Genomic DNA, 26,713 nt, shown 5'->3' on the forward strand with positions numbered 1-26,713 from the left:
GGCGCGGGACGCTTTCCTCCTCTGACCCAATTTCCTGCGCATTGAGCTTCTTCGTTGTTGTCAGATTCACCCTACTTTGGATCTGGCCGGCGTCTGAAACCAGCCTGCTTTTTCCTCTTAACCTGAACGCCGCAGCAGCCAGATAAAGTAAGGCGCGCCTAAAAAGGTCGCCATCAGCCCGGCTGGGATCTGATCCGGGAATGCCAGCATCCGTCCGCACCAGTCAGCCAGCACCATCAATCCCGCCCCCAGTAATCCTGACAGCAGCAGTTGCGGTAACGCCCGCCGGAATCCCAGCATGCGCGCCATATGGGGCGCCATTAGTCCGACAAAACTCAGCGGACCGATAGTCAGTGTCGCGCTGGCGGTCAGCGCGGCCGCCAGCAGCAGCAGACTCAGCCGCGCAGGCGTCAACGCCATACCGGCCGAGCGTGCGGTAGCGCTTCCCAGCGGCAGCAACGTCAGCCAGCGACTGGCCAGCGGTGCCAGCGACACCAGCACCAGCGCGCAGATTGCGCTCTGAACCGCCTGAGTGCCGCTGATGTTATAGGTCGAGCCGGAGATCCAGCTCAGCAGCCCGCCCATACGCGGATCGCCACTCGCCAGCAGTAGCATCAGCAGGGTGACAAAGGCGCTGTTAAGCGCCATGCCCGCCAGCAGCATTCGTTCCGGCGAAAAGCCGCCCCGACTGGCTACCGCCATGATCACCAGCAACGTCAGCGCCGCGCCCAGCGCACCGGCGGGCAGCAGCCAGGCCAGCGCATCGCCCGGCACAAAGAACATCATCATCACCACGCCAAAAGCGGCACCCGAACTGATGCCCAGCACTTCCGGACTGGCCATGGGATTGCCGGTCAGCCGCTGAATCAGACTCCCCGCCACGCCCAGCATCAGGCCGGTCACCAGCGCGGCCAGCACGCGCGGTGCGCGCCACGGCAGCAGCGATTGCAGCATCTCACCCGCTGACCAGACCCAGCCCTGCGCATCTCGCCCAAACGCCAGACCGCCCCACCCCAGCAGTGCCAGGATGGCAAGTCCCGTCAGCGCCCAGCGCAGCAGGTTCTGTCGCTCGACGGGCACCTTATCACCCTGATTCAGCGCGGGCGGCACCGAACCGGTGCGCAGTCGCGGCAGCAGCCACAGCAGAATCGGTACGCCGAGCAGCGCCGTGGCGGTGCCGGTCGGGATATCGCGCCAGTGAGTGCTGAGCCACAACACGCAACTGTCCGCCAGCCACAGCAGCAGCGCGCCAGTCAGCGGAGCCAGCAGCATCCGGGTGATGAGCCGTCGTCCACCCAGCATCTTCGCCAGCAGCGGCGCAAACAGCCCGATAAAGCCGATGATACCGGCGACGTTGACCAGCTGTGCGCTGAGCAGGATCGCCAGCCCGAGGCCACCGACACGCGCCACGGAGAGCGCAAGGCCAAGGTTTTTCGCTACGCCATCATCCAGCCCCATCAGCGTCAGCGGACGCAGCAGCGCCAGCGCCAGCACAAACGCCAGCAGCAGGCGCGGCCAGAGTTGCTGCACATTTTCCCAGCTCATCTGATTCAGCGCGCCGGTGCTCCACAGAAACATGTTCTGCAGCTGATCGTGATTGAAGATAGCGAAGATTTGATTCACCGCGCCGCTGTAGAGGCTCAGCACCAGCCCGGCCAGAATCAGCGTTACCGGCGACAGACGTTTGCCCCAGGCCACACCAAACACCAGCGCGCCCACCAGCAGCGCGCCACTGAGCGCGGCAAACTGCTGTGTCAGCGCCCCGCCCGGCAGATGCCACAGCGTCGCCACGGTAATGCCCAGCTGTGCGCCGGAAGAGACGCCCAGCGTGGTTGGCTCCGCCAGCGGATTACGCAATATCTGCTGAAACAGCAGACCGGCTAACCCCAGTCCACTCCCCACCAGCAGCGCCAGCACGATACGCGGCAGCAGGCTGTGGTGAAACACCATCTGCGGCAGGCTATCGACCGCCGGTGACCAGAGTGCCTGCCACCATTCAGCCTGTGGCAACGCCTGATGCAGATTGACCAGCGTCAGGCTGAGCGCTAGCAGAAACAGCAGGCTGAGGAGGCCTGCGGGAAACAGAGCATGGCGCATCAGTGCGACTCCAGCGCGCGTTCCAGCACGCGAACAAAGTGCAGCGCCGAGAGCGTCGCACCGTAATACCAGACGGCCGGGACGCGCTGAAAGCGTCCGGTGCGTACAAACGGCAGCGACTGCCACAGCGGGCTGCGCATCAGTTGCTGCATCTCCGCATCGTTATCATGATCAAAACAGATGACATCCACATCCCCGACCTGCGCCAGCTTTTCAATGCCGATCACCGCACTGCCCCAGAAATTTGTTTCGCCCTGCCAGCCATTTTTCAGGCCCAGCAGAGTCATCACTTCCAGAAACAGACTGTTTTTGCCGAAGGTAATGGCGTGACGACTGTCGAGCAGCGACATCAGCAGGATAGTGCGTCCGGCATAGGGCGCCAGCCGCTGGCGCGCCGCCGCCAGCTGATCATCGACCTCGCGCAAATGCTGTTCCGCTCGCGCGCTTAATCCAAGGCGCGCCGCCAGCTGACGCAGCGATGCACGCGCGGCAGTGAGAGGTTTCCCGTCGCCGCTGTGGAGGTCGAAGCCCATAATGGGCGCGATGCGCGTCAGTTTCTCTTTAGGCGGGCCGTAGCCGTTGGAGCAGAGGATCAGCGACGGCTGCATTTGCGCCATCAGCTCAAGATTGGGTTCGGTGCGCAGACCTACATCGATCACGCCTTCAGGCAGCGGCGGCTCCCCTACCCAGATGTTGTAGTTGTGCAGATCGGCCACGCCCCAGGGCGTGACGCCTAGTGCTATCAGCAGTTCGGTGGGTAACCACTCCAGTGCAATAATCCGACCCGGATTTGGCGTGGCGGCACGCAGGGGAAGCGCACAAAACAGCGGAGAGACTGCCAGCGCCAGCATCAGTCGGCGGCGATTAAGATCGGGCATCATCCTCTCCTTAACAGACAAAACTGACCGGCGCGCCGCCCTGCGGGTGCGGTAAAATGCCCATCGGAATGCCATAAATTCCACCGAGCACCTCAGGCTGCATAATCGCCTCTGCGTCACCTTCGGCAATCATCGCGCCCTGACGCAGCGCCACCAGATGATCGCAGTAGCGTGCTGCCATATTGATATCATGCAGCACCGCAATCACGGTTAAGCCGCGCTGCTGGCTCAGCGCTTTTATCAGCGCCAGCACCTCAACCTGATGGGCAATATCCAGCGCCGACGTCGGTTCATCCAGCAGCAGACAGCGGCTGTTCTGCGCCACCATCATCGCCAGCCAGGCGCGCTGACGCTCGCCGCCCGACAGGCTATCTACCAGCCGTCCGGCAAAGGCATTAAGTCCGACCTGGGCAATCGCATCCTCTACCCGGTCGCGATCTTCCTGACCAAAGCGCCCCAGCGCGCCGTGCCAGGGATAGCGGCCAATCGCCACCAGTTCACGCACCGTCATCCCTTCGGCTGCCGGTAACTGCTGCGGCAGATAGGCTACCTGACGGGCAAAGGCTTTGCTGTTCCAGCGCCCGACGGGCTGCTGATTCAACAGCACCTCTCCGCTGCTGGCTGCGTGGTGACGACCCAGCATTTTTAACAGTGTTGATTTGCCCGAGCCGTTGTGACCGATCAACCCGGTCACTTTTCCCGGCGGAAAGGTCAGCGACAGTGGCTGAAGGAGAGTCCGGCCCGGCACTTCAAAACTGGCGTTTTTCAGCGTAAAGGTCGCCTCTTCTGCGTGCGGATGCGGCATGGTTATCCCTGTGAACGGGCGCCGAAGCGCCCGGTTAAATCAGAATCTGAAGGTCGCGGTGCCGACAATCTGGCGTTCCGCACCCCAGTAGCAGGCGTATTCACGGTAGCAGCTGGCGACGTAGTCGCGGTCAAACAGATTGTTGACGTTGACGCCCACTGTCGAACCCGGCAAACCGAAACGACCCAGATCATATTTCAGCGCCGCATCCACCGTGGTGTAACCGGCAACTTTAAAGTTCTGGTTCTGCTCAGTGCCAGTGCTGTAAAGGCCCTGACTCTCACCGACATAACGCACACCCGCGCCCAGCGTTACGCCCGAAAGGGCTGTCTCGTGGAAGGTGTAGTCGCTCCACAGTGAGGCCATATGTTTCGGCACCTGCACCGGCGTTTTGCCTTTGAGCTGGGTGTCTTCGGTATATTCCGCATCGGTGTAGGTGTAGGACGCCGTCAGGTTAACGTTGGCATTCAGCGCCGCTTTAGCTTCCAGCTCTACGCCCCGTGACCGGATTTCACCGCTCTGAACGCTGAAATTGACATTACCGGGTTCAGCCGTCAGGTTTTTGGTTTTGGTCAGTTGGTAAACTGCGGCGGTAAGCACCACCGGACGCTCTTTGGGAACATATTTCACGCCAGCTTCATATTGCTTTGCGCGCGAAGGATCAAACGGTTGACCGCCGGACGTAGTGCCGGTGTTGGGAATGAATGATTCGCTATAGCTAAAGTAGGGAGCCACACCATTATCAAACACATAGTTCAGACCACCGCGCCAGGTGAATGCCTGGTCGTGATTTTTCACTTCGGTACTGCTGCTGCGGTTAAGCGCAGAGGTTGTGGCGTAATCGTAACGGCTACCTAACGTCAGTACCCAACGATTCCACTCCATCTGATCCTGTGCATAAAGACCGGTTTGTTCTTGTTTATTCAGATAGTGATAAGGGAATGGCGTACCGATTGCAGTGTCATTGCCATATTGGGGATTGATCGCATTAAGTGGCGTAACAGTGCCGAAGGCAGCATCAATATCGTTACGGGTCCGTTGATAATCGACGCCCAGCAGCAGCGTATGATCAACCTGGCCGGTGGCGAATTTCGCCTGCGCCTGGGTATCGACCGCCAGTTGGTTAAGCTTCTCTTCTGAAACCGCCGAACCGCGCGTGATTTGCTGAGTCTCCGGCAGGAAACCATTGCCGTAAATGCTGCGGTAATCGGTGCGCAGGTCGGCATAACGCAGGTTCTGGCGCAGCGTCCAGGTGTCGTTAAAGCTGTGCTCGGCGTTATAACCGACCATTTTGGTGTTGCGTGAAATCTTGTTGCTCTGCTCGCCTTCATCAAAGTTGGTTGGCAGTTTGTACTGGCTGCCATCAGCGCGGGTGATCGGTACCACCGTGCCCTGACGCGGTAGCCAGCCGTAATAACCGGTTTCTGGCTCGTTCTGGAAATAGGTCAGCAGGTCAATGCGGGTGCGATCGTCGGGACGCCAGCTGAAAGCCGGTGCGATGGTGTAGCGCTTCTCTTTGTTCATCGCCTGCTGCGCATCCTGACTGCGCGCCTGGCCGGTCAGGCGATAGCTGTAGACGCCGTCGTCGTCCAGCGCGCCGCCAAAGTCAAAGCCGGTCGAGAAGAGGTTATCGTTGCCCATCTGGAACTGCACTTCGCGCAGGGTTTCCTGGGTCGGACGCTTACTCACCAGCGAGACCACGCCGCCGGGATTGCTCTTACCGTAGAGCACCGAAACCGGGCCGCGCAGCAGTTCAGCGCGTTCCAGGAAGTAAGGATCGATGGCAAACTCAGAGTAGTTATCACCCTGCAGTTTCAGACCATCCAGATACTGATTGGTGTTGGTTTCGCTGAAACCGCGAATCGACAGCGCATCAATCACGTCTGAGCTGCCCCGGTTACCGGTCAGCACGCCAGGCGTGTAGTTAAACGCCCCTTTCACGCTGGTTACGTTACGCATCTCCATCTCTTCACGGGTGACCACGGAGATGGACTGCGGATTTTTTTCAATGGGGGTATCAGTTTTGGTCCCGGTGGCGCTGCGTTTCGCTGCCACGGTGGGTGCCGGTCCCCAGGCGCTTTCCGCCTCGACGCCGCTGCCGCCATCAGCCGAGACGACCATCGTCTCCGCCTGCGCGGCGTAAAGAGAGGAGCTCAGGCTCAGTGAGATCATGATGCCCAGAAGCGGTCGGGAAAATGTTTTTTTGGTGTTGTCAGAAAAAGTCGTTCGCGCATTCATAAAAGTGTCTCTTAACAATAGGCTCAGGCAGGCGAATCGAAACGATAATGATTATTATAACGCTTAGATAATATGCGAAATTCAGCAGGCACTGCAAGAAGAAATCCCAGTAGTGACGCCGTTTGCAGGCCGATTGACGCGTATTGATCAGGAACAAAAAAAGGGCGCCGAAGCGCCCTTTTTAACCTGTCTGACTGATTTATTTGCCAAACATATCTTTTATCCACCCTGCTACGCCGTCGCTATCTTTCTGCTCCTGCTGTTGCTGTTGCTGGGCCGGTTGTTGCGGCTGCTGCTGTTGCTGTTGTTGCTGCTGCTGATCGAAGAGCTGTTGTTGCTGCTGAACCTGCTGCTGCTGTTGCTGACACAGCGCATTCGGATCCAGCGCCCACACTGGCAGAGAACGCCAGGTGCTGCTGCCTGTGCCGCAGACAAAGTTACCGGCAGAATCCACATTCATCAGCGACACATCTTCCGGCGGCGTCAGCTGTAACGGCATCGGGGCCTGAATGTCCAGGTAGCGACGGTAGAGCTGCATCGCGCCGCTGGCACCATAGAGTTTGGTCGGCTGGTTGTTATCGCGTCCCACCCAGGTGATCGCCACTTCTTTACCATCAATACCGGCAAACCAGCTGTCCACCAGATCGTTGGTGGTACCGGTTTTGCCCGCCAGATGCGCATTCGGGAAACGCGCGCCCAGCGCACGGGCGGTACCGTGGTCAGCTACCTGTTGCATGGTGTAGAGCGTCAGATAAGCGGCCTGCGCCGGCTCAACACGCTGCGCCTGCGGATAGCTCTGATAGAGCACGCTGCCATCTTCCGCAATCACCGAACGCACCGCTGACAGCGACGCGCGGTTGCCGCCGCTGGCAATCGACTGGAACGCCTGAGCCACTTCAACCGGCGTCAGGTTTAAGGCACCCAGCAGCATCGATGGCACCGGATGCAGCTGCTCTTTCGGCACGCCCAGCTTGTTCCAGGTATCCACCACCGCATCCAGCCCCAGCGTCATGCCGAGGTTTACGGTCGGCACGTTCATTGAGTTGGTCAGCGCATCTACCAGCATCACTTTGCCGCTGAAGCGACGATCGTCGTTCATCGGTTTCCAGATGCTGCCGTTTGGCTGTTTCAGCGCAATCGGTTCATCGGCGATCCAGCTGTTCAGCCGGTAGCTGTTTGGCTGACTCAGCGCGGTCAGGTAAGTCGCCGGTTTCGCCAGTGAGCCGATAGAGCGGCGTGCCTGCAGCGCACGGTTGTAACCGGCATACTGTGGATCGGCACCGCCGACCATAGCGCGGACTTCGCCGCTGAAACGGTCAACCACCACCATCGCGGTTTCCAGATCTTTCAGACCACGCTGTTTTTTCAGCGTCGGAATGCCATCGATCACCGCCTTTTCGGCCGCATCCTGCGACACCGGATCCAGCGTGGTGAAGATTTTCACCCCGGAGAGATCTTTCACCTTGTCGCCCAGTTTTGCCTGAAGCTCGTTACGCACCATCTGCATAAAGGCCGGCTGCGGCGTAATCACGCCGCCTTTCGGCTGCACGCCCAGCGGACGGGCCGACAGCATGTCATACAGCTCCTGGTCGATTACTTTCTGCTGCTGCAACAGGCGCAGCACGAGGTTGCGTCGTTCCAGCGCCAGTTTCGGGTTACGCCACGGATTATAGAGCGACGCACCTTTCACCATGCCGACCAGCATCGCCTGCTGATCCAGACTCAGCTCATCAACCGGACGGCCAAAGTAGTAGAGGCTGGCCAGCGGGAAACCGCGGATCTGATCGCTGCCAGCCTGACCGAGATAGACCTCGTTCAGGTAGAGCTCCAGGATGCGATCTTTGCTGTAGCGCGCATCCATGATCACCGCCATGTAGGCTTCACGCGCTTTACGCCACAGCGAACGCTCGTTGGTGAGGAACAGGTTCTTCACCAGCTGCTGCGTCAGCGTACTGCCGCCCTGCACCGCTTTCCCGGCCGTGATGTTCGCCAGGAAGGCGCGGCCGATGGAGTAAGGGCTGATGCCATCATGCTCATAGAAATGGCGATCTTCGGTGGCGATCAGCGTATCGACCAGCAGATCCGGGAAACCGGCGCGCGGTACGAAGAGTCGCTGTTCACCGTTCGGCGACTGCAGCATGGTGATCAGACGCGGATCGAGGCGGAAAAAGCCAAAATCACGACCGGTTTCGAGGTTTTTAATCTCGCTCAGCTCATCTTTACTGAAGCTCATGCGCGCGTGGATCTGCCCCTCTTTACTGTCGGGGAAATCAAACGGGCGACGCAGCAGATCGATGGTGTTGCCCTTCACCGAAAACTCGCCAGGGCGGGTAATACGGGAGACTTCGCGATACTGAGTACCTTCCAGCAGCGCCACCATTTCACTTTTGTTGTAGGCCATGCCGGGTTCCAGGCTGACCATGCGGCCATAGACGGTGGCGGGCAGTTGCCACACTTTACCGTCAATCCGGCTGCGAATTTCCGAGTCGAGGTAGATGCCCCACGCGGCCATGACCACCACAAACACCAGGAACAGTTTGATTACCCATCCCAGCCAACGGCGTTTGCCGCGCGGCGGTTTTCCACCTTTACCTTTACGTGGCACCGGCGCTTCCTCCTCGTCATCATTAAAATCGTCCTGATCGATATCCTGTTCGATATCCCTGCGTCGTCCCCGGCCCGCACTGCTGCGCGGCGGCAACGGTTTACCTTTGCGCCCTATTGGTTCGCGATCGTTCCCAGACATTACTTTTCTTCTCCAGGCAGTGCTTACGGCAGCGCCGCTACTCTAACTGCTTTCTCGCGTGCCGCATGGCAGAACCCTCTGAATTCGATCCAGCGGACTCAACCCTGCGGGGACATTTTTTTGGTTCGCCTTGTTGGCAAGGCGGTGGCCGGATCCTCGGGCCAGGGATGTTTAGGATAACGTCCCTTCATCTCTTTCCTGACCTCCGGCCAGGCACCGCGCCAGAACGCCGCCAGATCGCGGGTGATCTGCAACGGGCGCTGGGCGGGCGATAACAGCTCCAGCACCAGCGGAATGCGTCCTTCCGCCACGGTGGGATTCTGCGCCTCGCCAAACATCTCCTGAATCCTTACCGCCAGCGCGGGCGGCTTCTCCGCATCGTAGCGGATTGGCAGCCGGCTTCCGGTGGGCACAGTGTAATGAGTTGGCAGCACAGTATCCAGCCGCTGACGCTGTGACCATGTGAGTAAATGTAAGAGTGCCGTGGTCAGGTTCACCGCCTGCAGGCTGCGGAGATCGCGTACCGCTGACATCTGCGGCAACAGCCACTGCGACAGGCTCTCAAGCAGCGTTTCATCGTCGGTCGCGGGCCAGCTCTCTTCCGGCAGCCACCGGGCCGCACACTGGATTCGCAGACGCAGCTGTTCGGCCTCCGGTGTCCAGCCCAGTACCGACAGACCTTTTTCGACGATCCAGCGCAGCATGGCCGCGTGCAGCACCTCCGGTTCCGGGCGCGCCATCGGCTGGGTTTTCAGTATCAGCGCGCCAATCTGCTCACGTCTGAAAGCACGCAGCGTGCCTTTCTCTTCGTCCCACTCTACTTCGGTCCGGCGCTCAATCAGGGCGGGCTGCTGCTGGCACAGCGTTTCAATATCGACCGGCAGTGCCAGCAACATCCGGGCATCCGGTGTGGCACTGCCCTGCAACAGAGCAGGCGCAATCAGCCACTCATTACGCGTCAGGCCATCCTGCTCATCGAGTCTGGCGCCCAGCCCGTTGGCCAGCTGATAGCGACCGCTCTGATCGCGTCGCCGCGCCAGCCGATCGCCAAAGCCCACCGCCAGCAATCCGGCGAAACGATCTTCATCGATGCGCCCGCCACGGATTTTAAGCCGCTGCTGCCACTGCTGCGCCCGCCGCTGCCATTGCGCCTGCGGCCGATGCAGCGCATCACGCAGGTCGGCGCTGCCGCTGCGGGGAGGATCTTCCAGAATCGCCACCAGCAGCGCGGCGCTGGCGACCGCATCCGGCTCATCGCCTGCGGCACACAGTATGGCGGCGAGTCGGGGATCGCATCCCAGCTGCGCCATGCGCCGTCCCAGCGTGTTGAGCAGGCCGTTGTTGTCCAGTGCTCCCAGTCGGGTCAGCTGCTGCTGCGCCGCATCCAGATTTCTGGCGGGCGGCTGGTCCAGCCACTGCAGCTGTTGCGGCTGGGTACAGCCCCACTGCAGCAGATCCAGCCACAGTGACGAGAGATCGCTGTTAACGATTTCCGGTTCACTCTGCGCCGCCGCTCGTGATGCCTGCTCCTGCGGCACCAGATGCAGGCAGAGCCCCGGCATCAGTCGCCCGGCGCGACCCGCTCGCTGGATCATCGATGCCTGGCTGACTCGCTGGGTCTGCAGACGCGTCACGCCGCTGCGGGCATCAAACAGTGCGCTGCGTTCCAGCGCACTGTCGACCACCAGCCGAATCCCCTCAATGGTCAGGCTGGTTTCGGCGATATTGGTGGCAAGCACCACTTTGCGGCGGCCGTCGGCAGCAGGCAGAATTGCCCGGCGCTGCGCCGCCAGCGGCAGTGCGCCATAGAGCGGCGTCAGATCAACGTCGTCACTGATGCGTGATTCCAGCTCGCGCTTCACCCGTTCGATCTCCGCCACACCCGGCAGAAACAGCAGCAGCGAACCGCTCTCATCCCGCAGCAGCTGGGCGACTTCACGCGCGACCGCCTCTTCAAAACGCACATTCTGATTCAGTGACGCGTAACGCCGCTCAACCGGATAGCTGCGCCCTTCTGAGACGATCAGTGGCGCATCCGGCAGCAGCGCCGCCAGCCGGGCGTTGTCCAGCGTGGCGGACATCAGCATGATTTTAAGGTCGTCGCGCAGCCCCTGCTGCACATCAAGCAGCAGCGCCAGCGCCAGATCGGCCTGCAGGCTGCGCTCGTGAAATTCATCGAGGATCACCAGCGACACGCCTTCCAGCATCGGGTCGTGCTGAAGCATACGGGTGAGCATCCCTTCGGTCACTACCTCCAGCCGGGTCTGTGGCCCGACGCAGCTTTCGCCACGCATCCGGAATCCCACCGTGCCGCCCGGCTGCTCGCCGAGTTGCTCCGCCAGCCGCTGCGCCACATTACGCGCCGCCAGCCGACGTGGCTCCAGCATGATGATCCGTCCTGGCAGCGCCGCCTGCTGTAACAACTGCAGCGGCAGCCAGGTCGATTTGCCCGCGCCGGTTGGTGCAGCCAGCAGGATTTGTGGGGCGTCACTCAGCGCCGCCAGGATGTCAGGCAGCACCGCGCTGACCGGTAAATCGCTCACAGCAAACTCCGCTTCTGCCTGTGCTAAGATGGCGCGCATTGTAGCATCCATCCGTGATATTTGCCGGAGAGCGCCATGGCGACACAACGCTTATTTTTTGCCATCAGCCTGCCTGACGAGATGCAGCAAGAGCTGGTGCGCTGGCGGGCCGATACCTTTCCTGCGGAGGCGGGCCAGCCGGTGGTCGCGGCGAATCTGCACCTGACGCTGGCGTTTCTGGGTGAAGTTGCGCCGGAAACCTCACAGCGCCTGCAGACGCTGGCCTCCCGTATTGTGCAGCCCGGTTTTGATCTCGACCTGGATGATGCCGGACACTGGCCGCGCCCCGGCGTGGTCTGGCTCGGCTGCCAGCGCGCGCCACGCGGTCTGTTGCAGCTCGCCAGCCTGCTGCGGGCCCAGGCCGCCCGGCATGGCTGTTACCAGAGCCCCCAGCCGTTTCATCCGCACATCACGCTGTTACGCCACGCCACGCAGCCGGTGACGTTACCGCCGCGCGGCTTTCACTGGCGTTTTCGCGTCTCCACCTTTTCTCTGTTCGCCTCTGAATATGCCCGGGGCCGCACCCGCTATCGCGCCCTGGCTAGCTGGCCATTACATTCTCAGGATCCACATGCACTTCTCTCCGCCCCTTAAACCCGCCCGTCTGATCGTCCGTTACAAACGTTTTTTGGCCGATGTGGTGACGCCAGAGGGCGACGTTCTGACAATTCACTGCGCCAATACCGGCGCCATGACCGGCTGCGCCACGCCGGGCGATCGGGTCTGGTACTCGACGTCCGACAGCCTGACGCGCAAATACCCCCACAGCTGGGAACTGACCGAAACACAACAGGGCCACTGGATCTGCGTGAATACGCTGCGCGCCAACCAGCTGGTGGCTGAGGCGCTGGAGCAGGATCGGCTGCCGGCGCTGGCCGGTTATACGCATCGTCAGGCGGAAGTGAGATATGGCACTGAAAAAAGCAGAATTGATTTCCTGCTCAAAGCAGAGGCCCGGCGCAACTGCTATATTGAGGTGAAATCCGTAACCCTTCTACATGAAGGAAAAGGGTATTTTCCGGATGCGGTGACGATTCGAGGACAGAAACACCTGCGTGAACTGGCGACAGTTGCGGCAGAGGGTCATCGGGCCGTTTTGTTGTTTGCCGTTTTGCACTCGGGGATTGAGGACGTTTCTCCGGCACGTCACATTGATGTGGCGTATGCAGAACAACTGGCTCAGGCGCAGCAGGAGGGCGTAGAGGTTTTAGCGTATCAGGCAGACTTATCGGCGGAGGGAATGTTTCTTAAATCGCCGATCAACGTAACCTTGTAATATCTTTTGCAATTTTATGTGTTAAGAATGTTCTGAGCTAAGGGCCAATTACGCTGTTCCTCACAGGCTTGTCAAGGTGTGTTCATGAAGAATTGCCAACCCTGACTGCTTCTGTTATTTATAGCGGCCTGTTTTTTTCCCCAATGGGGGATCGATGTACCCCGCAGACGTCAAATGCAGGCTGGCAGCAAGGCCCCTGCGAGACGAAATTCGAAGGGTATAGTGCGTGTTATCCAGGAGAAGCAACATGCAAGAAGGTCAAAACCGTAAAACATCGTCCCTGAGTATTCTCTCTATTGCTGGCGTCGAACCTTATCAGGTGAAGCCTGGCGAAGAGTATATGAATGATGCGCAGCTGACCCATTTTCGCAAGATTCTGGAAGCCTGGCGTAATCAATTACGGGACGAAGTCGATCGTACCGTTTCTCATATGCAGGATGAAGCCGCTAACTTCCCGGACCCGGTTGACCGTGCCGCGCAGGAAGAGGAGTTCAGCCTGGAGCTGCGTAACCGCGATCGCGAACGTAAACTGATCAAAAAGATCGAGAAGACGCTGAAGAAAGTTGAAGATGACGACTTCGGCTATTGCGATTCCTGTGGCGTTGAGATTGGTATCCGCCGTCTCGAAGCCCGTCCTACTGCCGATCTCTGCATCGACTGTAAGACGTTAGCAGAAATTCGTGAGAAACAAATGGCCGGCTGATGCCGCGTCCAGCCTGTTACCACGCAGTGGAACAACTGCTGTTTTGTCCGCTGCGTGGTCACTTCTGAAACCTATGTCATCCTCCTGTATCGGTCGCTTCGCCCCTTCTCCCTCTGGTGAACTCCACTTCGGATCGCTGATTGCTGCCCTGGGCAGTTACCTGAGCGCGCGTGCGCAAAACGGCGTCTGGCGGGTGAGAATTGAAGATATCGATCCGCCACGGGAAGTACCGGGTGCCGCCAGCCGTATCCTGCATCAGCTGGAGCACTACGGTTTAGAGTGGGATGGCGAGGTTCTGTGGCAGTCACAACGTCATGAGGCCTACCGTGACGCGCTGGCCTGGCTGCAGCAGCATCGTCAGAGCTATTACTGCACCTGCCCCCGGCGTCGCATTCAGCAGATTGGCGGTTTCTATGATGGTTACTGCCGTGAACGGCAACGCGGACCGGAGAATGCCGCGCTGCGTTTACGCCAGCATGCGCCGGTCTTTGCGTTTGACGATCGTCTGCGTGGCCGTGTGGAGGCGGACAGGCGTCTGGCACAGGAAGATTTTATTATTCACCGCCGTGATGGTCTGTTTGCCTATAACCTGGCGGTCGTTGTCGATGATCATTTTCAGGGCATTACCGAAGTGGTTCGCGGCGCAGATTTGATTGAGCCGACGGTGCGACAGATTGCGCTCTGCCAGCAATTTGGCTGGCCGGTGCCTGAATGGCTGCATCTGCCGCTGGCGCTTAACCACGATGGCCATAAGTTGTCGAAGCAGAATCATGCACCTGCGCTGCCGGATGGCGATGCCAGACCCCTGTTGGTGGCGGCGTTACGCTTCCTCGGACAGCCGGTTTCAGGCGGCTGGCAGGACTTAACGCAGGACAAACTGCTGTCTGATGCGGTGTCGCAGTGGAATATCGCTTTGATGCCGCAAGAGAACGCCCTGAAACCGGATGCATAGACAACAGCATTCTCAAACGGTTCTCAACAGGCTATGATTAGCCGCTGATTTTACCTACACCCTAATTGCCACTGTCGAGGTGTCCCATTTTTACCCGAGTAGCTAATTTTTGCCGGAAAGTCCTGAAGCGTGATGAAGAGGAAGCCCCAGCAGAGGTTGAACCAGAGCGTCTGATGACCATCATTCCTCGTGAAAGCCATACCATCTCACGTAAAGACATCAGCGAAAATGCCCTCAAAGTGCTCTATCGCCTGAACAAAGCCGGTTATGAAGCCTATCTGGTAGGCGGTGGCGTGCGCGATTTGCTACTGGGGCAAAAACCCAAAGATTTCGACGTGACCACCAATGCCACGCCTGAGCAGATGCGTAAGCTGTTCCGCAACTGTCGCCTGGTTGGCCGTCGTTTCCGTCTGGCGCACGTGATGTTTGGCCCGGAAGTGATCGAAGTCGCCACCTTCCGTGGACACCATCAGGCGGAAGAGCCGGAAGAGGATCGCAACAGCTCGCAGCGTGCCCAGAGCGGCATGCTGCTGCGCGACAACATCTTCGGCTCAATCGAAGATGATGCCCAGCGACGCGATCTCACCATCAACAGCCTCTACTACAGCGTGGCTGATTTCAGCGTGCGTGACTATGTCGGCGGCATCAGCGATCTCGAACAGGGCATCATTCGCCTGATTGGCGATCCGGAAACCCGCTACCGCGAAGATCCGGTCCGCATGCTGCGCGTCGCACGCTTTGCCGCCAAACTCAATATGAGCATTGCGCCGGAAACCGCCGAGCCGATTCCACGTCTGGCCTCGCTGTTGCGTGATATTCCGCCTGCTCGCCTGTTTGAAGAGTCGCTGAAGATGTTGCAGGCTGGCTACGGCTACAGCACATATCTCAAGCTGTGTGAATATCAGCTGTTCCAGCCCCTGTTCCCGACGCTGGCGCGCAACTTCACCGAAAACAGCGACAGTCACATGGAGCGGATGCTGGCGCAGGTGCTGAAAAACACCGATAACCGCATTCACAACGACATGCGCGTTAACCCGGCGTTCCTGTTTGCCGCGATGTTCTGGTATCCGCAGCTTGAAACGGCAGAACGCATTGCGCAGGAGAGTGGCCTGACCTACTTCGAAGCTTTTGCGATGGCGATGAACGATACGCTGGACGAAGCCTGCCGTGCGCTGGCGATTCCGAAACGTATTACGTCGCTAATCCGCGATATCTGGCTGCTGCAGTTACGCATGTCCCGCCGTCACGGTAAACGCGCCTGGAAACTGATGGAGCATCCGAAATTCCGCGCCGCTTACGATCTGCTGGCGCTGCGGGCGGAAGTGGAAAATAACCCGGAACTGCTGCGCCTGAGCCAGTGGTGGGGTGAATTCCAGGTGGCTGCGCCGCCGCATCAGAAAAACATGCTCAATAACCTGGGTGACGATCCGGTGCCGCGTAATAAATCGCGTCGTCCGCGCCGCCGTCCTTCCGCACCACGTCGTGACAACCAGAACGTCTCATGACACGGGTTTACCTCGCGTTAGGCAGTAATCTGGCCGATCCGCTGCATCAGGTTGATGCAGCGCTGACCGCACTGGATGCGTTGCCGCAGACGCAACGCATCGCTACCTCGCCATTCTACCGAACGCCGCCTTATGGCCCGCCCGATCAGCCCGATTTTCTCAATGCCGCCGTGGCGCTGGAGACCGATCTCAGTGCCGAAGCGCTGCTTGACCATACCCAGCGGATCGAGCGGGAGCATGGCCGGGTGCGCAAGGCAGAACGCTGGGGTCCGCGCACGCTGGATATCGATCTGATGCTGTTTGGCGAGGCGCACATCAACACGGAGCGGCTGATTGTGCCGCACTATGATCTGCTGAATCGTGCGTTTATGCTGGTGCCCCTGCTGGCGATTGCGCCAGACGCCCGCCTGCCCGACGGCCGCGCACTCAGCACAATCCTGGCTAACCTCGACAGCAGCAGCATCGTGCTGTGGCACGGCTGAGCAGACAAACGCACATCTCTGATTCCGCTCTTTCACGCTATCCAGTAAACTGCGCCCATCAGAATTCCTGAGTTGAGAGCGCCATGAAACCCACCACGATTTCACATCTGCGTCAGGCGAAAGCCAGCGGTAAAAAATTCGCGACCCTGACCGCCTACGATTTCAGTTTCGCCCGCTTGTTTGCCGATGAAGGCATTCAGGTGCTGCTGGTTGGTGATTCTTTAGGGATGACGGTGCAGGGGCATGATTCCACCCTGCCGGTCACGGTCAGCGACATCGCCTATCACACCGCCGCCGTGCGCCGTGGCGCACCACAGGCACTGCTGCTCGCCGACCTGCCGTTTATGAGTTATGCCACGCCACAGCAGACCTTTGACAACGCCGCGCAGCTGATGCGTGCGGGTGCTAACATGGTGAAGCTGGAAGGCGGCAGCTGGCTGGCTGAGACCGTGCAGATGCTGACCGAGCGGGCCGTTCCGGTATGTGGTCATCTGGGCCTGACACCGCAGTCGGTCAATATCTTTGGCGGCTATAAAGTACAGGGCCGGGATGAAGCCGGTGCAGAGCAGTTGCTGGCCGATGCGCTGGCGCTGGAAGCCGCAGGTGCACAGCTGATGGTGCTGGAGTGTGTGCCGGTGTCGGTAGCGCAGCGGATTACCGACGCGCTCACCATCCCGGTGATCGGTATCGGTGCCGGCAATGTCACCGATGGTCAGATTCTGGTGATGCATGACGCGCTGGGCGTGACCGGCGGCCACATTCCCAAATTTGCCAAAAATTTCCTGGCGGAGACCGGCGATGTTCGCGCGGCGATTCGCCACTATATCGCCGAAGTCGAGGCCGGAACCTATCCGGCGGCAGAGCACAGTTTCCAGTAATCCAGGAGAGTCACCGTGTTGATCATTGAAACGCTGCTGATGCTGCGCCAGGAAGTCCGACGCTGGCGCCAGCAGGGTAAACGCATTGCGCTGGTGCCGACCATGGGCAACCTGCATGAAGGTCACCTGACGCTGGTGGATGAAGCACGGGCGCGCGGCGACATCGTGATTGTCTCGATCTTTGTCAATCCGATGCAGTTCGATCGCGCCGATGATTTAGCGCGCTACCCGCGCACGCTGCAGGAAGATTGTGAAAAGCTGAATCGCCACCAGGTTGACGTGGTCTTCGCCCCCTCACCTGCTGAAGTCTATCCGCAGGGCGCGCAGAATCAGACCTTTGTTGAGGTGCCGGTGCTCTCTTCCCTGCTGGAAGGGGCCACACGTCCAGGTCATTTTCGCGGTGTGGCCACTATCGTCAGCAAACTGTTTAATCTGGTACAGCCCGATATTGCCTGTTTCGGTGAAAAGGATTTTCAGCAGCTGGCTATCATTCGTAAGATGGTGGCCGATATGGGCTTCGACATTGAGATTGTTGGTGTGCCTACGGTGCGCGCTAAAGATGGCCTGGCGCTGAGTTCGCGCAACGGCTACCTGACGGCAGATGAGCGTAAGCTGGCACCGGTCCTGAGCCAGGTGATGCATCAGATGGCGACGCAGCTGGAGAATGGCGAGCGTCATATTGACGAGATCATTGAGGCAGCCAGTGAGGCACTGCTGGCGCAGGGATTACGCCCTGATGGCCTGGCGATCTGTGATGCGGAAACGCTGCAACCGCTGACGGTGGACAGCCAGCGCGCGGTGGTGCTGATGGCCGCCTGGCTGGGCAAGGCCCGCCTGATTGATAATCAAACCGTTGACCTGACGCAGTAATCAATCCCGCTGCAGGTTATTTTATTTCTCTGACAAGGTTTCTGGCTATGATTCGCACAGTTCTGCAAGGCAAATTGCACCGCGTGAAGGTGACGCAGGCGGACCTCAATTATGAAGGTTCCTGCGCTATCGATCAGGATTTCCTGGATGCTTCCGGCATTCTGCAATATGAAGCGATCGATATTTATAACGTCACCAACGGTCAGCGCTTTTCCACCTACGCTATCGCGGCTGAGCGTGGCTCGAAAATCATCTCGGTCAACGGTGCGGCCGCCCGCTGTGCCTGCGAAGGCGATATTTTAATTATCTGCTCCTATGTGCAGGTAGACGATGCCGAAGCGCGTCAGTGGCAGCCTAAGGTCGCCTATTTTGAAGGTGACAACCAGATGAAGCGTCTGGCGAAAGCGCTGCCGGTGCAGATTGCCTGATTACAACCTGATTAAAAAAGGGCCGCCGGTAAAACGGGCGGCCCTTTTTATTTCTGCTGCAGTAATTAAACCGGTTTGGTTGTCATCGGCTTCGATGACTTTTTCATCGTAAAGAGGAAATTAAACCAGCCGCGTTTTCTCATCAGACATAATGTCCACGGTAACGCCAGCGCCACCAGGAACGCCGAAATAAACTTCAGGTCATTTACCCAGGCTGACGGGCTTTCAAACTTCACAATCTTACTGAAGAACTGAATCGCCAGATAATGCGACAGATAGAAGACGATAGAATTGACGCCTATGTAGTAGACCAGTTCAGACTTCAGTTTCAGCGCAATCCAGACAAAGAACGGAACCGATAATAGTGCCAGCGGTGACAATAACGCCTGGGAATGACGCTCCAGTACAAAGATATTCAGGCAGGAGAGCAGCACAAAACTAATTACCGAGATAAACAGCGTCGGGCCATGCTGCACTTTCTCTGCGATATCCACCTGCTTCCTCACGACGTAATCGCCGAGATAGAAGAATACAAACAGATAAAGCGATTTATTGATGTGGGTATTGTCGAAGCTGGCAAACACCCCATCCGCCTCAATCGCTGGCAGCGCCCAGCTCAGCGTCATACAGATGGCAAACACCAGCAGGAACGGCAAGTGACGGGCAAAGATAATCACAATAAAGAAGATAAAAAGCGAATGCAGGAACCAGGTCATATCACCGCCACCGGTCAGGTGGGAAAGAATAATATTCATCGGTGATTGCGGCGTATTAGCCATCGAGCTGAACAGGATTTTCAACCCGCCGTAGACTGCAACCCAGACCACAAATGGATAGAGAATACTGCGCACCTTGTTATTAAAAAAAGGACCCAGGCCTTTTCTTAACCCGGCATCGACAAATAAACCTGAAACAAAGAACATCAGCCCCAGCCTTACCGGTGCCAGCATCTCATTTAACAGGCCGCTGAAGGCGGTAAAATGTCCGGCGTTATTATGTACGGCAATAGTGCTGTGCAAAAAAATGATTGCGAGAATACTCAATCCCCGCAGATTATCGATCCACGTTATACGATTCATCTTTTCCTGCCTTTGATTAAAAACTGGCCCTGATTCGGTTGCCATTTTTCTTATTAAGAAGACTCTTAGCCTACTCATTCGTCCCTGAGCAGAGGAATAACCTTATTCCGGCGCTATTCTGATAATTCATAATCAAATAAACAACAGCCAGACTTTAAGGCTATTCTTAAAAAATATTTAATAGTTAAGAATCATTCAGATAGCGAAAGATGTCAGAGTATTATCAGATAATACTTAGGGTTATTTTTTGTGAGTAAGGGTGTAAGCGAGGCGTCAGGCGGCTTCAGAGGCAAAATATAACGAATGAGGCGGGTTTTAAGGTGATTTTTAAGGCCAGGCAGAACCGTAGTCAGCGTGATTTGCTCTCCACCCAAAAAAAAGCCACGCCCTTATCGCAGCGTGGCCCTTACCATTCAGCTTAACAGTCAGGTGCGTAATCCGCGTCCGCGCTGTATCAGCGCATAGACCAGCCAGTAGAACACCAGAATAAAGGCCACCAGCACCGAGAGGGTAAACACCAGCGGCACATCATTAATGCCGAGGAAGCCATAACGGAATCCGCTAATCATATAAACGATTGGATTGAGTTTAGAGACAGCCTGCCAGATCGGCGGCAGCAAACTCAGTGAATAGAATACGCCGCCCAGATAAGTCAGTGGCGTCAGCACAAAGGTCGGGATCAGGCTGATATCGTCAAAGGTGCGCGCAAAAACAGCGTTCAGCAGACCTGCCAGTGAAAACAGAATCGCGGTCAGCAGCAGCGTGACCGCCACCATCGTCCAGGAATGCACGTGGAACGGCACAAAGAACAGCGAGATGGCCGTCACCAGAATACCCACGCAGACACCACGCGCCACGCCGCCGCCAACATAGCCGGCAATAATGATGTGGGTCGGCACCGGCGCGACCAGCAGCTCTTCAATATTGCGCTGGAACTTGGCGCTGAAGAACGACGACGCCACGTTGGCATAGGCGTTAGTGATGACCGCCATCATGATCAATCCCGGCACGATGAACTGCATATAGCTGAAGCCGTGCATTTCACCGATGCGCGACCCGATCAGGTTGCCAAAAATGATGAAATAGAGCGTCATGGTGATGACCGGCGGTACCAGCGTCTGGATCCAGATGCGGGCGAAACGGTTAACCTCTTTGGCCCAGATGCTCTTCAGCGCCACCCAGTAGAGATGTGTCATGCTTTTGCTCCTGTTTTTCCCTGCGTCGTCAGTCCCACAAACAGCTCTTCAAGACGGTTGGCTTTATTGCGCATACTCAGCACCTGCACACCCTGCGCGCTAAGCTGGCTGAAGACGCTGTTGAGCCCCTGCTCACGCAGCACTTCCACTTCGAGCGTTGAGGTATCGGTCAGCCGGTACTGGAACCCTTCCAGCGTGGGCAGCGGACTGCGGGGTGCCAGATCCAGGATAAAGGTTTCTGATTTGAGCTTGGAGAGCAGCCCTTTCATTGAGGTGTTCTCCACCAGCTCACCGCTCTGGATGATGCCGATGTTGCGGCACAGCATCTCCGCCTCTTCCAGATAGTGGGTAGTGAGAATAATGGTCGTGCCTTTGGCATTGAGATCTTTCAGGAACACCCACATTGAGCGTCGCAGTTCGATATCCACGCCAGCGGTGGGTTCATCCAGAATCAGCAGCTTAGGCTCATGCATCAGCGCACGGGCGATCATCAGGCGACGCTTCATCCCGCCGGAAAGCATGCGTGCACGTTCAGCGCGTTTTCCCCACAGATCGAGCTGCTTCAGATACTTTTCTGCCCGCTCATTGGCTTCACGACGCTCAACGCCGTAGTAACCCGCCTGATTAACAACGATTTGCATCACCGTCTCAAACGGGTTGAAGTTAAACTCCTGCGGCACCAGGCCGAGCTGGCGCTTGGCATTCACCACATCTTTTTCGAGATCGTAGCCAAACACCCGCACGCTGCCCTCGGATTTGTTAACCAGCGAACTGATAATTCCGATGGTGGTCGATTTACCGGCACCGTTTGGCCCCAGCAGCGCATAAAAGTCACCCGCTTCAACGTTAAGATCGATGCCCTTCAGCGCCTGCACGCCGCCGGGATAGGTCTTGGTCAGCCGGGAAAGTTCCAGTGCATAAGTCATTCTGCATCCATACCCTGTTTTGATGGCATTGCAATGCCGTTTAAATTTATCAGGCCCTGTCATATAGTACGCGCGCGCACTCTGCGCAGTAACCGGTCGCTCTACACCATGACAGACATCAACACCCTGATCAGAAACAACCGCGAATGGTCAAAATTACTGGTTGAAGAAGATCCCAGCTTTTTTGAGCGGCTCGCCCAGGCACAAAAACCGCGCTTCCTGTGGATTGGCTGTTCTGACAGCCGGGTTCCTGCCGAACGTCTGACCGGGCTCGAACCCGGCGAACTCTTCGTTCACCGCAACGTGGCCAATCTGGTAATCCACACCGACCTGAACTGTCTGTCCGTGGTGCAGTACGCTATCGAAGTGCTGGAAGTGGAACACGTTATCGTCTGCGGCCATTACGGCTGCGGCGGCGTGCAGGCGGCGATGGATAACCCGGAACTGGGATTAATCGACAACTGGCTGCTGCACATCCGCGACCTCTGGTACAAGCATAGCGTGTTGCTGGGGGAACTCCCGCCGGATAAGCGCCTGGACAAACTGTGCGAAATCAACGTTATTGAACAAGTCTATAACCTGGGGCACTCCACCGTACTGCAATCTGCCTGGAAACGCGGAAAGGATGTCTCCCTGCACGGCTGGGTATACGGCATTCAGGACGGCTGTCTGCGTAACCTTGATGTGACGGCAAACAGCCGGGAGATCCTCGAACAGCGCTACCGCCACGGCATTGCTAATCTGCGGAAGAACGGCGAGGCCTGAGCCGATCGCAGCGTAAAGCGCGGCATAGCCTACACCAGGCAACCGGTGCAGGCCTTGGAAGAATGTGCGGTAGAGCGGTATCAGGATTCCAGCGGCACCACTTTGCCAATATAAGGCAGATGGCGATAGTGCTGAGCATAGTCGATACCAAAGCCCACCACGAACTCGTCCGGAATCGCAAAGCCGACATATTCGACGTTCACTTCGACTTCACGGCGCTCTGGCTTATCCAGCAGGGTACAGATCGCCAGAGATTTTGGCTGACGCAGTTGCAGAATCTCACGCACTTTGCTCAGGGTGTTGCCGGAGTCGATGATATCTTCGACGATCAGCACATCCTTGCCACGGATGTCTTCATCCAGATCTTTCAGGATTTTCACATCACGCGTGCTGGACATCCCGCTGCCGTAACTGGAAGCCGTCATAAAGTCGACTTCATGCGGCACATCGATGGCGCGACAGAGATCAGCCATGAACATAAAGGAGCCGCGCAGCAGCCCCACCAGCACCATATCGCTGCCGCTGTCGCGGTAGTGGTCGTTAATCTCTTTGCCCAGTTCAGCGATGCGCGTGGCGATTGCCTCTTCAGGGATCATCACTTCAACAGTGTGTTTCATTGCGTTCAGCCCGGTTACGTCAGAAAAGCCCCGGAGTCTATCACAGACGCAGCAGCGACGGCTGCGCGGCCCCATAAGCAAACGATTACGTCGCGAAAATTATTACCCGCCGCCTGCGGCTCGCTGAAATGCGCATTACCTTAGAACATTCTGGCATTTACCAGCATGATTCGCTGCATGGTAGCCTTTATCCAACAGATCGTTACCCTACTCGCGCCGCTGGCCGGAGATCACAATGACTTCATCTTCAAGCAAAAAAACGCATATCGGCGACAGGCCGCTGCACCCTGAAACCCAGATGCTGAACTATGGCTATGATCCCCGCCTCTCTGAGGGTGCGGTGAAGCCGCCGGTGTTTCTGACATCAACCTTTGTCTTTGACAGCGCCGAAGAGGGACGGGATTTCTTTGATTACGTCTCTGGCCGACGTGAGCCGCCGGAAGGCAAATCGGGTGGGCTGGTCTATTCCCGCTTTAACCACCCTAACAGCGAAATTGTAGAAGATCGGCTGGCGGTCTATGAGCAGGCGGAGAGCTGTTCGCTCTTCTCTTCCGGTATGGCCGCCATCTCCACTGCCCTGCTGACGTTTGCCCGTCCGGGCGAGGTGATCCTGCATTCCCAGCCGCTGTATGGCGGCACCGAAACCCTGCTTAGCAAGACGCTGCACAATCTGGACATCAAAGCGGTGGGTTTCAGCGACGGCAATGATGAAGTCAAAGTGCGTGAAGCCGCTCAGCAGGCGATGGCCCAGGGCCGGGTAGCGGTGATCCTGATTGAAACGCCAGCGAATCCCACCAACAGCCTGGTTAATATCCGTCTGATGGCGCGTATCGCTGATGAGATTGATCAGCAGCAGGGTTCACGACCGATTATCGCCTGTGACAACACGCTGCTCGGCCCGCTGTTCCAGCAGCCGCTGACGCTGGGCGCTGACCTGTCGCTCTACTCGCTGACCAAGTATGTTGGCGGTCACTCTGACCTGATTGCAGGCGCGGCGATGGGCAGTAAAGCGCTGATGGCGAAAGTGCGCGCCCTGCGCAGCGCTATCGGCACGCAGCTGGATCCACACTCAAGCTGGATGCTCAGCCGCTCGCTGGAAACGCTGTCGCTACGCATGGAGAAAGCCTGGCAGAATGCGGAAGCGGTCGCGGCGTTTCTGCGCGATCACCCTAAAGTGGCGAAGCTGCACTGGCTGCCCTATCTGGATGCGGAGAGCGCCGAAGGGAAAACTTATCGCGAGCAGTGCAGCGGTGCCGGTTCGACCTTCTCATTTGATATCGTCGGCGATCAGCCCGCTGCGTTCCGTTTTCTTAATGCGCTGTCGCTGTTTAAGCAGGCGGTAAGCCTGGGCGGGACCGAGTCGCTGGCCAGCCATCCTGGCAGCACCACCCACTCCGGCGTGCCGCAGGCGGTGCGTCAGCGTATTGGGATCACTGACGCCACGGTGCGGCTGTCGATTGGCATCGAAAACGCCGGCGACCTGATTGAAGATGTGAAGCTGGCGCTGGATCAGGCGTAATCAACTGACGGTAAAGCCCAGCATCATGCCGGTGTCTTCATGCTCCAGCAGATGGCAGTGGGCCATGTAAGCGTGTTCTGCGGCGGCGACATAGTTGAAGCGTACCAGCACTTCACTGCGCCAGCCGTCGACATTCACCATATCTTTCCAGCCCTGCCGGTGTGGGGCTGGCGGTTTGCCGTTTTCTGAAAGAATACGGAACTGGGTGCCGTGAATGTGGAACGGGTGCAGCATCGCGTCGCCTTCACCTGAAATCGTCCACTTCTCGTAATCACCCAGCTTCACCGCAAACGACGGCTTCGTCATATCAAAGGCCTGGCCATTAATCTTATTGCCGTTGCGGAAATCGTAACCGGCGGGCGGCTTATTGCCGTGCATGCTGTGATCCATATTTTCCATTGGTGGCATCGGCTCGGCAGCCGTTTTTTCCGGCATCGTGTGATGACCGCCCTTGCCCATCGCTTTCTCGCCGTAGCGCTGCATCAGCGCCTGCATGCCCTGCTGGTCCAGCTGCGGGTCCATCATCAGCTGCAGCCAGCGTGTCGTCAGGCCGTCTGTTGAGGGTAGCGCTGGCAGCGTCGCCAGCTGATCCGGCAGCGTGGCGCTGGCCATCACCCGCAGCGGCAGGATCTGCACCAGCGGCAGCGGCTGGTCAAACGGCGGCAGCGTCATGCCCATCTGCTCTGTCGGCAGCGTCACCAGATCGAAGCTCTTACCATCAGAAGTATCGATCATCACCTCAAAACGCTCGCCCGACAGGATCGGCAGCGAGTCGAGCTTTACCGGCTCGGCCAGCAGGCCACCATCGCTGGCGATCACGTAGAGAGGACGTTTATCACTGGCGGCAACATGCAGCGAACGGGCATTGCAGCCGTTGAGCAGGCGCAGACGCAGCCAGCCGCGCGGCACCGCATGCTGCGGATAGTGCACGCCGTTGGTCAGCATCATATCGCCAAACCAGCCCACCGCGGCGCGCATCACGTCGAGCTGATAATCAATGCGGCTGCCATCTTTGGTCAGTTGCTTATCCTGAAAAATCAGCGGCACATCATCCACACCCCACTGCGAGGGCAAACGCAGCGTTCCGCTCTCTTTATCTTCCAGCAGGATCAGTCCCGCCAGCCCCTGAGCCACCTGATGCCCGGTCTTGCCATGCAGATGCGGGTGATACCAGCAGGTTGCAGCGGGCTGATCGGGCGTAAAAGAGACCTGACGCGAGCCGCCAGGCGCAATCACCGCCTGCGGGCCGCCATCCACTGCGCCGGGGATTTCCAGCCCGTGCCAGTGCAGGGTGGTCGCTTCGCTGAGCCGGTTATGGATGTTCACCGTCACCGGTTTACCACTCTGCATCTTCAGCACCGGCCCCAGCAGGCTGCCGTTATAGCCCCAGGTCGGCACCGCTTTGCCGTTCCACTGGGTGGTACCCTGCATCGCGGTGAGGCTGTAGCTGCCCCTGGCATCGGGTTCCAGCAGAGACGGAATCGGCAGCAGCGGACGGGTGGCTGCCATCAGCGAACGGCTCCAGAGCGGCAATGCTCCGGCTGCACTCAGTGCGGCAGTGAGTTTCAGGAAATGGCGACGTTGCATGGTGATCATCCTTGTGGCATCAGAGCGCACAGCCTAAACCCTGACCTTATGGGAAGGTCAAGTCCTGACCGTGCGAATCTGACGAAAAAAGGCGGTGCAGCAGCCCACAGCGGCAAATTAATCGAAAACCTGAGAGCAACTGTGCTAACGTCATTAGCAATATCCATTGAAGAGAACGACTATGAAGCAAAGTATCAGGATCCTGCTGCTGACGGGACTCCTTGGCTTCTCCTCCACCAGTTTTGCCCTGAGCGAATCCGAAGCGGAAGATCTGGCCGATCTGACGGCGGTTTTCGTCTATCTGAAAAATGATTGTGGCTATCAGGATTTACCGGACGCGCAGATTCGCAAAGCGCTGGTCTTTTTTGCTCAGCAGAACCGCTGGGATTTAAGCAACTACAGCAACTACAACATGAAAGCGCTGGGTGAAGATAGCTATCGCGATCTCAGCGGCATCGCCATCACCAACGATAAAAAGTGCAAGTCACTGGCCCGCGATTCGCTGAGCCTGCTGGCCTACGTCAGGTAACGATTCTTCCCTCTGCAGCCGGACATTGACCGTGCAACCACGGTCAGTGTTAGCT

23 protein-coding genes are annotated in these 26,713 nt (G+C 58.0%); 12 read left to right on the plus strand and 11 right to left on the minus strand.

Annotated features, from left to right (window positions below):
* Window positions 1–117: 117 nt before the first annotated feature.
* The 6 genes from fhuB to hrpB form a co-directional block, all read right to left on the minus strand.
* Window positions 118–2,097: a Fe(3+)-hydroxamate ABC transporter permease FhuB gene (gene fhuB / locus ACK13D_RS18585; protein ID WP_163639943.1), complete on the minus strand. Its 1,980-nt coding sequence runs from the start codon at window positions 2,095–2,097 to the stop codon at window positions 118–120.
* Window positions 2,097–2,975: a Fe(3+)-hydroxamate ABC transporter substrate-binding protein FhuD gene (fhuD, locus tag ACK13D_RS18590; protein ID WP_132499976.1), complete on the minus strand. Its 879-nt coding sequence runs from the start codon at window positions 2,973–2,975 to the stop codon at window positions 2,097–2,099. Before fhuD ends, fhuB begins: the two co-directional genes overlap by 1 nt.
* Window positions 2,976–2,985: 10 nt before the next feature.
* The gene (fhuC, locus tag ACK13D_RS18595; protein WP_060679487.1) at window positions 2,986–3,780 is read right to left on the minus strand and encodes a Fe3+-hydroxamate ABC transporter ATP-binding protein FhuC; all 795 of its coding nucleotides are present in this window, start codon (window positions 3,778–3,780) and stop codon (window positions 2,986–2,988) included.
* Window positions 3,781–3,819: 39 nt separating this feature from the next.
* Complete coding sequence (fhuA, locus tag ACK13D_RS18600) at window positions 3,820–6,018, minus strand: ferrichrome porin FhuA (RefSeq protein ID WP_418796979.1); 2,199 nt, start codon at window positions 6,016–6,018, stop codon at window positions 3,820–3,822.
* A 199-nt stretch (window positions 6,019–6,217) separates the two neighbouring features.
* Window positions 6,218–8,764 (minus strand): bifunctional glycosyl transferase/transpeptidase, encoded by a 2,547-nt coding sequence (gene mrcB / locus ACK13D_RS18605; RefSeq protein WP_346551285.1) that lies wholly within the window; start codon window positions 8,762–8,764, stop codon window positions 6,218–6,220.
* 98 nt (window positions 8,765–8,862) lie between these two features.
* Window positions 8,863–11,346, minus strand: a complete 2,484-nt coding sequence (gene hrpB, locus ACK13D_RS18610) for an ATP-dependent helicase HrpB (protein WP_045140765.1) — start codon at window positions 11,344–11,346, stop codon at window positions 8,863–8,865.
* A 36-nt stretch (window positions 11,347–11,382) separates the two neighbouring features.
* Here hrpB and thpR point away from each other — a divergent pair, with 36 nt between their 5' ends.
* The 9 genes from thpR to panD all read left to right on the plus strand — a co-directional run bounded on the left by thpR (window position 11,383) and on the right by panD (window position 18,440).
* Window positions 11,383–11,940 carry an RNA 2',3'-cyclic phosphodiesterase gene (thpR, locus tag ACK13D_RS18615; RefSeq protein ID WP_010671851.1) on the plus strand — a complete coding sequence of 186 codons (558 nt, stop codon included), beginning with the start codon at window positions 11,383–11,385 and terminating at the stop codon, window positions 11,938–11,940.
* Complete coding sequence (gene sfsA, locus ACK13D_RS18620) at window positions 11,918–12,622, plus strand: DNA/RNA nuclease SfsA (RefSeq protein WP_022625441.1); 705 nt, start codon at window positions 11,918–11,920, stop codon at window positions 12,620–12,622. Before thpR ends, sfsA begins: the two co-directional genes overlap by 23 nt.
* Before the next feature lie 247 nt (window positions 12,623–12,869).
* Window positions 12,870–13,325, plus strand: a complete 456-nt coding sequence (gene dksA / locus ACK13D_RS18625; RefSeq protein WP_010254035.1) for an RNA polymerase-binding protein DksA — start codon at window positions 12,870–12,872, stop codon at window positions 13,323–13,325.
* Window positions 13,326–13,398: 73 nt separating this feature from the next.
* Complete coding sequence (gene gluQRS, locus ACK13D_RS18630; protein ID WP_179256897.1) at window positions 13,399–14,277, plus strand: tRNA glutamyl-Q(34) synthetase GluQRS; 879 nt, start codon at window positions 13,399–13,401, stop codon at window positions 14,275–14,277.
* A gap of 86 nt (window positions 14,278–14,363) precedes the next feature.
* A complete protein-coding gene (pcnB, locus tag ACK13D_RS18635) occupies window positions 14,364–15,782 on the plus strand; it encodes a polynucleotide adenylyltransferase PcnB (RefSeq protein WP_203583884.1) in 1,419 nt (472 codons plus the stop codon).
* Window positions 15,779–16,264, plus strand: a complete 486-nt coding sequence (folK, locus tag ACK13D_RS18640; RefSeq protein WP_158131992.1) for a 2-amino-4-hydroxy-6-hydroxymethyldihydropteridine diphosphokinase — start codon at window positions 15,779–15,781, stop codon at window positions 16,262–16,264. The genes pcnB and folK overlap by 4 nt, the downstream gene beginning before the upstream one ends.
* An 83-nt stretch (window positions 16,265–16,347) precedes the next feature.
* Window positions 16,348–17,142, plus strand: a complete 795-nt coding sequence (gene panB / locus ACK13D_RS18645) for a 3-methyl-2-oxobutanoate hydroxymethyltransferase (RefSeq protein WP_010254026.1) — start codon at window positions 16,348–16,350, stop codon at window positions 17,140–17,142.
* Between the two features lie 15 nt (window positions 17,143–17,157).
* Window positions 17,158–18,012: a pantoate--beta-alanine ligase gene (panC, locus tag ACK13D_RS18650; protein WP_045140767.1), complete on the plus strand. Its 855-nt coding sequence runs from the start codon at window positions 17,158–17,160 to the stop codon at window positions 18,010–18,012.
* A 47-nt stretch (window positions 18,013–18,059) separates the two neighbouring features.
* A complete protein-coding gene (panD, locus tag ACK13D_RS18655; RefSeq protein WP_010254022.1) occupies window positions 18,060–18,440 on the plus strand; it encodes an aspartate 1-decarboxylase in 381 nt (126 codons plus the stop codon).
* Window positions 18,441–18,505: 65 nt separating this feature from the next.
* On the opposite strand, the gene ACK13D_RS18660 is transcribed toward panD, so the two are convergent.
* The 3 genes from ACK13D_RS18660 to ACK13D_RS18670 form a co-directional block, all read right to left on the minus strand.
* Window positions 18,506–19,519, minus strand: coding sequence for an acyltransferase family protein (locus ACK13D_RS18660; RefSeq protein ID WP_010671846.1), 1,014 nt, complete (start codon window positions 19,517–19,519; stop codon window positions 18,506–18,508).
* 425 nt (window positions 19,520–19,944) lie between these two features.
* Window positions 19,945–20,715 (minus strand): ABC transporter permease, encoded by a 771-nt coding sequence (locus tag ACK13D_RS18665; protein ID WP_010254018.1) that lies wholly within the window; start codon window positions 20,713–20,715, stop codon window positions 19,945–19,947.
* Window positions 20,712–21,641, minus strand: coding sequence for an ABC transporter ATP-binding protein (locus ACK13D_RS18670; protein WP_010254017.1), 930 nt, complete (start codon window positions 21,639–21,641; stop codon window positions 20,712–20,714). The genes ACK13D_RS18665 and ACK13D_RS18670 overlap by 4 nt, the downstream gene beginning before the upstream one ends.
* 108 nt (window positions 21,642–21,749) lie before the next feature.
* On the opposite strand from ACK13D_RS18670, the gene can reads away from it, so the two are divergent.
* Complete coding sequence (can, locus tag ACK13D_RS18675; protein WP_029519477.1) at window positions 21,750–22,406, plus strand: carbonate dehydratase; 657 nt, start codon at window positions 21,750–21,752, stop codon at window positions 22,404–22,406.
* Between the two features lie 80 nt (window positions 22,407–22,486).
* On the opposite strand, the gene hpt is transcribed toward can, so the two are convergent.
* Window positions 22,487–23,023 (minus strand): hypoxanthine phosphoribosyltransferase, encoded by a 537-nt coding sequence (gene hpt / locus ACK13D_RS18680; RefSeq protein ID WP_346551288.1) that lies wholly within the window; start codon window positions 23,021–23,023, stop codon window positions 22,487–22,489.
* Window positions 23,024–23,258: 235 nt separating this feature from the next.
* On the opposite strand from hpt, the gene ACK13D_RS18685 reads away from it, so the two are divergent.
* Window positions 23,259–24,542 carry a cystathionine gamma-synthase family protein gene (locus tag ACK13D_RS18685; protein WP_022625436.1) on the plus strand — a complete coding sequence of 428 codons (1,284 nt, stop codon included), beginning with the start codon at window positions 23,259–23,261 and terminating at the stop codon, window positions 24,540–24,542.
* Here ACK13D_RS18685 and cueO read toward each other — a convergent pair whose 3' ends face one another.
* Complete coding sequence (gene cueO, locus ACK13D_RS18690) at window positions 24,543–26,129, minus strand: multicopper oxidase CueO (RefSeq protein ID WP_346551290.1); 1,587 nt, start codon at window positions 26,127–26,129, stop codon at window positions 24,543–24,545. It lies immediately after the preceding gene.
* A gap of 181 nt (window positions 26,130–26,310) precedes the next feature.
* On the opposite strand from cueO, the gene ACK13D_RS18695 reads away from it, so the two are divergent.
* Window positions 26,311–26,658 carry a YacC family pilotin-like protein gene (locus tag ACK13D_RS18695; protein WP_003854673.1) on the plus strand — a complete coding sequence of 116 codons (348 nt, stop codon included), beginning with the start codon at window positions 26,311–26,313 and terminating at the stop codon, window positions 26,656–26,658.
* Window positions 26,659–26,713 lie beyond the last annotated feature (55 nt).

It is taken from the genome of Pantoea sp. K16 (assembly GCF_048452805.1).
GTDB lineage: Bacteria > Pseudomonadota > Gammaproteobacteria > Enterobacterales > Enterobacteriaceae > Pantoea > Pantoea agglomerans.